At 58.1% G+C, this 6,781-nt stretch carries 7 protein-coding genes; 3 read left to right on the top strand and 4 right to left on the bottom strand.

Features of this window, described 5'->3' with window-relative positions; genetic code table 11:
• The coding region (locus AB5Y85_RS00035) for an EAL domain-containing protein (protein ID WP_368221006.1) at positions 1 to 639 on the top strand (639 nt) is incomplete at its 5' end.
• A 39-nt stretch (positions 640 to 678) separates the two neighbouring features.
• On the top strand, positions 679 to 2,655 hold the full coding sequence (locus AB5Y85_RS00030) for a methyl-accepting chemotaxis protein (protein WP_368221005.1): 1,977 nt from the start codon (positions 679 to 681) through the stop codon (positions 2,653 to 2,655).
• A gap of 59 nt (positions 2,656 to 2,714) precedes the next feature.
• Here the strand turns inward: AB5Y85_RS00030 and rfaH are convergent, their stop codons facing one another.
• The 4 genes from rfaH to metN form a co-directional block, all read right to left on the bottom strand.
• Complete coding sequence (gene rfaH, locus AB5Y85_RS00025) at positions 2,715 to 3,215, bottom strand: transcription/translation regulatory transformer protein RfaH (RefSeq protein ID WP_005339074.1); 501 nt, start codon at positions 3,213 to 3,215, stop codon at positions 2,715 to 2,717.
• Positions 3,216 to 3,311: 96 nt separating this feature from the next.
• On the bottom strand, positions 3,312 to 4,112 hold the full coding sequence (metQ, locus tag AB5Y85_RS00020) for a methionine ABC transporter substrate-binding lipoprotein MetQ (protein ID WP_005339072.1): 801 nt from the start codon (positions 4,110 to 4,112) through the stop codon (positions 3,312 to 3,314).
• Between the two features lie 25 nt (positions 4,113 to 4,137).
• Positions 4,138 to 4,791, bottom strand: coding sequence for a methionine ABC transporter permease (locus tag AB5Y85_RS00015; protein ID WP_005339070.1), 654 nt, complete (start codon positions 4,789 to 4,791; stop codon positions 4,138 to 4,140).
• A complete protein-coding gene (metN, locus tag AB5Y85_RS00010; RefSeq protein WP_368221004.1) occupies positions 4,772 to 5,815 on the bottom strand; it encodes a methionine ABC transporter ATP-binding protein MetN in 1,044 nt (347 codons plus the stop codon). The genes AB5Y85_RS00015 and metN overlap by 20 nt, the downstream gene beginning before the upstream one ends.
• A 505-nt stretch (positions 5,816 to 6,320) precedes the next feature.
• Between metN and AB5Y85_RS00005 the strand changes: the two genes are divergently transcribed.
• On the top strand, positions 6,321 to 6,776 hold the full coding sequence (locus AB5Y85_RS00005) for a hypothetical protein (protein ID WP_144713716.1): 456 nt from the start codon (positions 6,321 to 6,323) through the stop codon (positions 6,774 to 6,776).
• Positions 6,777 to 6,781: the final 5 nt, after the last annotated feature.

Raw genomic sequence — 6,781 nt, 5'->3', positions numbered from 1 at the left:
GGGCGTTTTATTTCGCTGGCGGAGAGCAACGGGCTTATCGATCCGTTGACCGAGGTGATCATCAGCAAATCTCTGAGTGATGGCCATTTATGGGAGGAAACCGGGTTGTCACTCAATCTGTCGATGAACCTCTCTACCACCTCACTCATTGAAGGGGATCTTTGCAACTTATTGATTGATCAGTGCAAGCGCTGGAGTATCAATCCTGAGCTCATCACCCTCGAGGTGACCGAGAGCGCATTCGTGCAGGATCTGGGCAAGTCTCTGGAGGTGCTGACCCGGCTAAGGATGCATGGCTTTGGCCTCTCCATCGATGATTTTGGTACCGGCTACTCCTCGATGCAGCAGCTGGCACTGTTGCCGTTCACCGAACTCAAGCTGGATCGCTCCTTTGTCGATCGCTGCCATGCCGATCCGTCACGTTTGGCTATCATCGAGTCCAGTATCGAGTTGGCCCGCAAGCTGGGGCTGAAGTCGGTGGCGGAAGGGGTAGAGGATGAGGCGACCTGGCGAGTGCTGGCCCAACTCGGTTGCGACCTCTGTCAGGGATTTTTCTCTGCCCGCCCGATGCCGCGCAGTGAATTGGCTAATTGGCACCGGACTTGGCAAGATAGATTGCCTACACTGATATCTATCTGATTCTGTTGGCTGGATCCCTCCGTTTGAACAAGGATGTTCATGAAAATCTCAAGCAAGTTGCTGCTCAGCTTCGGTTTTATCAACCTGCTGATCCTGCTCTCCTCCACGCTGGTCTATTACCGGCTGACCCAGATCAATCAGGCCCAACACACCCTGCTGGAGCAGGCGCTGCCCGCCCTGCAGCGGGATGAAACGAGCCAGAAGGCACTGGTTGCCACCGTTTCTGCCTTGCGTGGCTATCTGATCCTCGGCAAGGATCCGGCTCAGGCTTCCCGTCTCAAGCAGGAGTGGGAGTCGGCCTGGCAGGCCATCGCCCATCAGGCCTTCAGTCCGGCGCTCGCCAAGTCTCTCGAGACCTTCAAAAGCCATCAGGAGAAGGTGTGGACCATCGCCCAGAGTGAAGAGAATCTGCCCGCTCACACTCTGATGCTGCAGGAGGCGGGGCCGTTGGCGGAGGCTGCGCTCGATCAGTTGCAATCCTTTGCCAATGAAGAAGTTGGTACACCGCAGGATCAACTTTCCGGCGATCGCCGCATGCTGCTCAAACAGGTGGGGGATGCCTACAACAGCCTCGCCAACGCCCTCTCTGCCCTGCGGGATTTTCTCATCTCAGGTGACCCCGAATACCGCAGCAAGTATCAGGATTACTACCAGTTTCATCAGCAGCGTGTTGCTGAGGTTAAACAGCAAGCCGCGCTCTTTACCGACACCCAGCAGAGCCTCTGGCAGCTGTTTGAAGAGATGGCGACCCCCTTCTCCGAGTTGGTGGGGCAGGTGATCGAGAAACGCCAGGCGCCGGATTGGGATCAGGCAAACTACCTGATGGCCACCGACATCGAGCCGATGCAGTCCAGCCTCAGCGAGCAGCTGGTCCAGCAGGTGGGGAAAACCCGTGCCGAGGTGGATCAGATTTCGGCGCAGATGACTGGAGCCGGGAGGGCCATCAACCAGACTCTGCTGTTGGCTACCGGCAGTGCCATCGTGCTTGGCATGGTAGTCGCCTGGCTCTTTAGTCGCCGTCTGACCCGTGACATTGCCTGTCTGGTAACCCGGGCGGGGCAGGTTGCGGATGGCCGGCTGGCGGCCGAGCCCTTGCCAATCACAGGGCAGGATGAGTTGGGAGAATTGACCGGCTCCATCAACCGGATGTCTGCCCAGTTACATCATCTGGTCGGGGAGTTGCAGGGGGCTGTGGGGCAGGTCGAGGTGGCCTGTCTCGATGTGGGCAGCACCACCAGAGCCATAGTGGCGGATCTGACGGAGCAGGATCAGCGGGTTGATGCGGTGGCGGCGGCTATCGATCAGATGTCGGTGAGCGCTCGTGATGTGGCCAGTAACATTGCCGGTGTGGCGGATGGTGCCCATCAGGTGCGGCAGCAGACCCGTCAGGGAGAGGCCGCGCTGGCACGAATGAGCGATACCATGCAGCAAATTGCCGCCATGATTGGACAGGCCAACGAAGCCATGGGGCTGCTGGAGCATCAGAGTGAACAAGTGGGGCAGATCACCGAGGTGATCGCCACTATAGCCGAGCAGACCAATCTGCTGGCACTCAATGCGGCGATAGAAGCGGCGCGGGCAGGCGAGCAGGGGCGCGGTTTTGCGGTGGTGGCCGACGAGGTGCGCCAGCTGGCGACCCGCACCCATCAATCAACCGCCGAGATCAGCCAGACTATTGCGGCCATCTCCCAGCAGACTCGCCAGACGGTGAGTACCGTCAGCAGCGGTACCCGGTTGGTGGAGCAAGGGCGGGATGCTGTTGGATTGGTGACAGATACCCTGAGTGCCATGAACCAGCTGGTACAGTCGCTGTCGGGCCAGCTGGAGGCCATTTCGGTGGCAACCGAGCAGCAGTCGCGGGTGGCCGCCGAGGTATCCGGGACGGTCGACGACATTGCCGCGCTCAGTCGGCAATCTTGTCAGCGTAGTCAGCAGGGGGAGGAGATCGTAGCCAGACTGGCTGGTGATACCGGCAAGCTGAAGGCGGTCATCGCCCGCTTTGATCTTGATGCGTGAGATGGCGGGATTATCCCGCCATTGCTATTGCCATTCACCGGGCCGTCTGGCCCGTGAGTTTAGTCCAGACGTCTGAAGGTGTGGTTGTCGAAGCTGCTGGTGGTCTCCCGGTTGAGCAAGCTGACCAGCAAAATTGCCCGTTTCTCTCCATCCGGCTCCATATAGATGGCTTCGAAGCCGGCAAGCGGCCCCTCTTCAATCAGCACCTTGTCGCCCGAGCAGGGCAGGCTGGCGTAGCTGGCTCTCGCCTCGTCGCTGTCATCGCGACTCATCAGCTGATAGACCAGCTTGCTGCTGATGGGGGTCCATTCACTGCCAAAGTGGATGATCCGGCTGATGCCGCGGGTCGATTTCAGGGTGACCGGTGTCACCTCTTCCAAATCAACGAAGATAAACAGATAGTTGGGGAACATGGGTTCCCGTACCGGAACTCGCTTGCCCCGGCGCAGCTTCTCGATCTCCACCATGGGGTAATAGGATTCGATACCCTGGGCATCGAGGTGGGCGCGGGCGCGGGCCTCTTCTTTTGGCTTGCAGTAGGCCAGATACCATTTTTTCATGTTATGAGTATGTTCGTGTTGCCGTGCTCGCGGATATGATAGCGGCGCCAATAAAAAAGGCCACGCATTGCGTGGCCTTTTTTGCCGAGTGAGCAATTACCAACCTTTTACCAGGCCGCCTTTGAACAGCTCGAGACCTTTCTTGTAGACATCATCGGTCTGGAAAGCTTGTACGAACTGTTTGACCTTCTCGTCATCCTTGTTGTTGTCGCGGGCGACGATCAGGTTGACGTAGGGGGACTCTTTGTCCTCAACAAACAGGCCGTTCTCGGTCGGGGTCAGACCAATCTGACCGGCGAAGGTGTTGTTGATGATGGCTAAGTCCACGTCTTCCAGCGAGCGCGGCAGTTGGGCTGCTTCCAGCTCGACAATCTTGAAGTTGCGCGGGTTGCTGGCGATATCCAGCACGGTGGCTTCCAGACCGGCGCCATCCTTCAGGGTGATCAGGCCCTGTTTGGCCAGCAGGATCAGGGAGCGACCCAGGTTGGTCGGATCGTTCGGTACCGCGATCTGAGCGCCATCTTGCAGCTCGCTCAGCGCCTTGATCTTCTTGGAGTAACCGGCAATCGGGTAGACGAAGGTGTTGCCAACCGGCACCAGCTTGAAGCCGCGATCACGTACTTGCGCATCCAGATAGGGTTTGTGCTGGAAAGCGTTGACGTCGATGCTGCCATCGTTCAGCGCCACGTTCGGGGTGACGTAGTCGGAGAAGTTGACCACCTCGACTGTCAGACCGTATTTCTCTTTGGCGACCTTGGCAGCCACTTCAACCAGTTCGGTCTCGGGGCCGGCAATAGCGCCCACTTTCAGAACCTTGCTCTCTTCTTTTTGACCGCAACCGGCCAGAACCAGACCAGCCAGCAGGGCAGCCGCAACGGATTTGATGCCAAATTTCATAAAACCTCCTGTCAGAAATCGACGATTAACGATGATCACATTTGTTGACCAGGCGCTCACCCGCGCTCTGGATAAGTTGAACCAGTACTACCAGGATAACCACGGTCACCAGCATGACGGTCGGGTCAAAGCGCTGATAACCATAACGAATACCCACATCCCCCAGACCACCGCCACCGATGGCCCCGGCCATGGCCGAGTAGTTCACCAGAGTGACGAGGGTAATGGTGACACTGTTGAGGATGCCGGGCAGGGCCTCGGGCAGCAGCACCTTGGTGATGATTTGCAACGGCTTGGCGCCCATCGCCTTGGCCGCTTCCAGCAGGCCGTCCGGCACCTCCATCAGGGCCCCTTCCACCAGACGGGCGATGAAAGGGATGCAGCCGACAGTCAGCGGCACGATGGCGGCGATGGTGCCGATACTGGTGCCGACAATCAGCCGGGTTAGCGGAATGATGGCGACCAGCAGGATGATAAAGGGCACCGAGCGACCCACGTTGACCACCATACCCAGAGTACGGTTGAGCAAGGGGTTGGCCAGGATCTGGCCCGCCTTGGTCACATGCAGTGCCACGCCGAGCGGCAGACCCAGCAGGCAGCCGAACAGGGCGGAGGCAAACACCATGATCAGGGTGTCGCCCAGGGCCGTGATGAGCAGATTAATCATGGCTTCGGACATAACCCATTACCTCCAGCTGAATGTGGTTGTCGATAAGGAACTGCTGGGTGGCCTCGCACTGGGCTTCATCCCCGAACAGCTCGGCCAGCAGGAAACCGAATTTGACGCCACCGGCGTATTCGATGTCTGCGCTCAGAATGCTGATGTCGATATTGAAACGGCGGCTCGCCTCGGAGATCAGCGGTGTATCGACCGTGCTGCCGGTAAAGCCGAGCTTCACCAGCGGGTAGCTGCCCGGCACCCGCTCGCTGCTCATCCGATCCTGATACTCCTGCGGTACCTCCAGATGGATGGTGGAGTGGATGAAGTCACGCGCCAGCTGTGTTTTGGCATTACTGAAGAACCAGGCCACTTCGCCCTGTTCGATCAGACGGCCGTCGCTGATGATGGCCACTTCGTCACAGATCCCTTTCACCACATCCATCTCGTGGGTAATGAGCAGGATGGTGAGCCCCAGCTTGACGTTGATCTCCTTGAGCAGGGTCAGGATCGAGCGGGTGGTCTGCGGGTCGAGGGCCGAGGTGGCCTCGTCACAGAGCAGTACCTTGGGGGCCGGTGCCAGTGCGCGGGCAATGGCGACGCGCTGTTTCTGACCGCCGGAAAGCTCGGACGGATAGGCATGGGCACGGGCTTCCAGCCCGACCAGTGCCAACAGCTCGGCAACCCGTTGCTGGATCTTCTCTTTGCTCCAGCCTGCCAGCTCCAGCGGAAAGGCGATGTTGGCAAACACGGTGCGGGAGGCAAGCAGGTTGAAGTGCTGGAAAATCATCCCGATCTGGCGTCGAGCTAGGGTCAGATCCCGTTCGCTCAGGGCGACCAGATCCTGGCCATCAACGATGACTTGACCCTCTGTCGGGCGCTCCAGCAGGTTGACACAACGAATGAGGGTACTCTTGCCGGCACCGGAGGCACCGATCACCCCGAAGATTTTGCCTTGGGGTACATGCAGACTCACATCACGCAGGGCGTGCACGGCGTCACTGCCTGTACCGTAGACTTTGTTGAGACCGATCAACTTAATCATGGATTCTTCCGTGCTAACAGCCTTAAAGCACAGGGCGCTACAGGCGGGGAAATTGGGCAGAGGTTCCACTGGGTTACTCTGTCATCATGGAGGATGATGCTAAGATGTCTGGATGGCTATGTCAACGCATGTTTTTACGTCTAGACGTCTAAAAAAGTGATAAGGATTTCTGTCAGGCGGATAACGATCAGGATGGTATTGTTGCTCTTCCAGATCCTGTTTCGTCCCTACGGGATATGACCGAATTAAAGATGGTTTATATCGGGTATATGCTGGTTTTATTAGTGTGCCAGCCCGTTTCTGTTCACATCTGCTGTCGAGCTTAATGCTCCTCCATCGTTACACAAATTGCTGCACAAAGCGTTCCCTATTCTCGACCGGATCACCTGACCGTCACTTTGTCGGCGTCAACCTTGATGCAGCGCAAGGGGGGCTCGGATAGGGATTGGGTCGGTGGCGCCGGTTTTTTATACTGATGTTGTCGACAAACATGGAGGGCAGTGCGATGAGATTCCAACAGATCAAAGAGTTGCTGCACTATCTTGAGCAGGTTCATCACCAGCTCGGACTCTGTTACGGGCGTTTGACCAGTCAGGTGGACAGCGAACGCAGCCGGATGTTGCTGGTCTATCTGCAAGGGCGTGAGGATGCGGCCAGTGCCCATCTGCACGAATATACCGCTCAGCTGGGAGATGCGGTCAGGGAGACCTGGCTGAACCAGAGTTTCAGCGAGGATATGCTGCCTGCCATTACCCGCTTCGAGCTGCCGGCATCAGTCCAGACTCAGGATATCGTCACTCAGGTATGCCGCTGGGAAGAGCAGCTGGTGGGCGAGCTGAGTCATCTGGCCCGGGAGTGCCCGACACCGGCCACCACCGCCTTGCTCGAGAATCTGGCCAGGCTGGAGCAGACCCGCTTGACCCGACTGGTGCACGGGGTGCATCGACTCGACGACATGTAGCGGGT

This window comes from Aeromonas sp. R3-1, assembly GCF_040908345.1.
GTDB lineage: Bacteria > Pseudomonadota > Gammaproteobacteria > Enterobacterales > Aeromonadaceae > Aeromonas > Aeromonas veronii.
This window is presented reverse-complemented; position numbering and strand designations above follow the sequence as displayed.